The sequence below is a fragment of the Halomonas sp. 707D4 genome (assembly GCF_024158685.1).
GTDB lineage: Bacteria > Pseudomonadota > Gammaproteobacteria > Pseudomonadales > Halomonadaceae > Vreelandella.
On record NZ_JAMZBD010000456.1, the window covers coordinates 1 to 2,421 of the forward strand.

Consider the following 2,421-nt stretch of genomic DNA (forward strand, 5'->3'; position numbering starts at 1 on the left):
ACCCTGGCCCAGCTCACCCTGCCGCTCCAGGCCCACGGCGTGGCCAGCGCCAGCGTCGAGCGTAGCGCCGGCGGCGAGACCGCCACGCGGCTGCGCTACGGGCGCACCGCGCCGCTTTCCGGCGGATTCGGCTGGACGCTGGCGACCGAGGCGAACTCAAGGGGCCGCGACAATCACCAGGCCGACCTCACCTGGCGCGGCCCGCACGTGCAGCTGGCCGGTGGCGTTTACGGCAGCGCCGACGCGCCGACCTACTGGGCGGATGCGCGCGGCTCGCTGGTCCACATGGACCAGCGCTGGTTCGCCGCCCAGCAGGTCAACGACAGCTTCGTGGTCGTCTCGACCGACGGTCAGGCCGGCGTGCCGGTGCGTTACGAAAACCAGCTGGTCGGCCATACCGACCGCCACGGCCACCTGCTGGTGCCCTGGGCCACGGCCTATTACGCCGGACGCTACGCCATCGACCCGCTCGAGCTTGCCGCGACCGTGCGCGTTCCCGAGGTCGAGCGCCAGGTCGCGGTACACGCCCGCAGCGGCTATCTGGCGCGCTTTGTAGCTTCCACCACCACCGCCGCCAGCATCGCGCTGGTCGATGCCCAGGGGGCGCCGCTGCCGCTCGGCGCCGAAGCCCGCCTCTCGAGCGGGCAGGTCTCGCGCGTGGGCTGGGACGGCCTGGTCTACTTCGAGGACCTGGAGCCGCGTACCACCTTGAGCGTTGCGCTACCCGATGCCACCTGCCACGCGGAGATCGTGCTGCCGCCGGAGCAGGGGCGCCTTCACCAACTGGGCCCGCTGGCCTGCCGATAGAGGAGCACGCTCATGCACCGTCTGCCGTGCCTTTTCAAGCACCCGGGACGCGCGCTGCCCCTGTTGATGGCACTGGTTCTTTGCTGTGCGCGGGCCCAGGCCTGCAGCGTGACCACGCCAAACGCCAGCGCCAATATCGGCAGTTTCAGCTCGCTTTCCGTGAACGCCACGCCGCGCTCCATCTCCGCGCAGCCAAGCGCCGGTCTTACCTGCCCGGGGAGCCTGCTGGGGCTGATCGTCACCGGCGATCGCGTCGATGCCACCGTCACCAGCGCCAATGCCAGTCGCCTGGTGAATGCCGCCAGCGGCGATGCCATTGCCTACCAGTTCTTCGCCGACCCCAATTTCCAGTCTCAGCACCGTATCGTTCCGGGCACGCCCTACAACTATTACAACGCCTATATCCTCGGGCTTCTGGGCCTCCTGGGGGGCCAGGCCGCGGCCATGCCGCTGTACGTTCGCACCGTTCCCGCCGCCGCCAACCTGGCCGCCGGCACCTATCGCGATACGTTGACCATCGCCTGGAACTGGAGCATCTGCACCGGCATCGGTATCGGCGGGCTATGCCTTGGCAGGCGCACCGGGACGGGCACGAGCAGCATCAGTGTGACCCTGGTCGTCACGCCGGACTGCAGGATCAACGCTCCCAACCTGAACTTCGGAAGCTCGCCGCTGGTCAGCGGCTTCTCGCCGGTGACCCAGACCATCACCATCACCTGCACCAAGGGCAGCAGCTACAGCGTCGGGCTCGGCAACGGCCAGCACGCCGAGGGCGCCACGCGACGCATGGCGGCAGGCGGCGCCTTCCTCAACTATCAGATCTACAAGGGCGCCACCGGCACCGAGCGCTGGGGCACGACCGGCAGCCAGCGGCGCAGCGCCGCCCAGGCGGACACCAATCCGGGCAGCTACACCGGCACCACCGCTCAAGGCTTCATCTATCGCGCCGAGATACTGCCCAACCAGCCGACCCCGCCACCGGGCACCTACACGGACAACATCGTCGTCGACGTGGCGTTCTAGACCCTATTCTCAACCCTACGGCTTGACGCATCATCGTTCCTTATATAGAACGTTCTATAAAAGGAGCAACTGGGAACGGTCGATGGACTCCACCTCGCTGGCCACCCTTGGCCGCCATCTTCAAACGCTGCGCCAGGACCGGGGGCTGTCGCTGTCGCAACTCGCCTGCGCGGCGGGCATCGCCAAGTCCAACCTGTCGCGCCTGGAACAGGGGAGCGGTAACCCGACGCTGGACACCCTGTGGCGACTGGCGGTACAGCTGCACGTGCCCTTCGGCACGCTGGTGGCACCGGTCAGCGTCCTGCTGGGCGAGGAGGATGGCGTTCAGGTACGCCTCGTCGACCAGGGCCAGGACTCACCCCAGGTGGATGTCTACTGGATGCGGTGTGATGCCCATACCGAGCGGCGCGCCGAAGCGCACACCCCCGGCGCGCGCGAGGCGCTCACGCTGGTCAGCGGCGCCCTGGAGGCGGGCCCCGAGGGGGAGACGCGCTGGCTCTCGCCGGGCCAGAGTCTCGCCTTCGCGGCGGATACGCCGCACCTCTACCGCACGGCGGAACTCGCCGCCACCCTGATTCTGACCATCACCTA

General features: G+C 68.6%; 3 protein-coding genes. All 3 read left to right on the top strand.

Annotated features, from left to right (window positions below; translation table 11 throughout):
• On the top strand, positions 1-807 hold an 807-nt coding region (locus tag BIS11_RS15170; protein WP_253586453.1), incomplete at its 5' end, for a fimbria/pilus outer membrane usher protein.
• Between the two features lie 12 nt (positions 808-819).
• A complete protein-coding gene (locus tag BIS11_RS15175; RefSeq protein ID WP_253422288.1) occupies positions 820-1,830 on the top strand; it encodes a spore coat U domain-containing protein in 1,011 nt (336 codons plus the stop codon).
• Positions 1,831-1,912: 82 nt separating this feature from the next.
• Positions 1,913-2,421: helix-turn-helix domain-containing protein (locus BIS11_RS15180; RefSeq protein ID WP_253586454.1), on the top strand; the 509-nt coding region annotated here is incomplete at its 3' end.

Bases quoted from the DNA above. Each gene is read 5' to 3' on its own strand.
- BIS11_RS15175 (WP_253422288.1), top strand. From the start codon at position 820: ATGCACCGTCTGCCGTGCCTTTTCAAGCACCCGGGACGCGCGCTGCCC.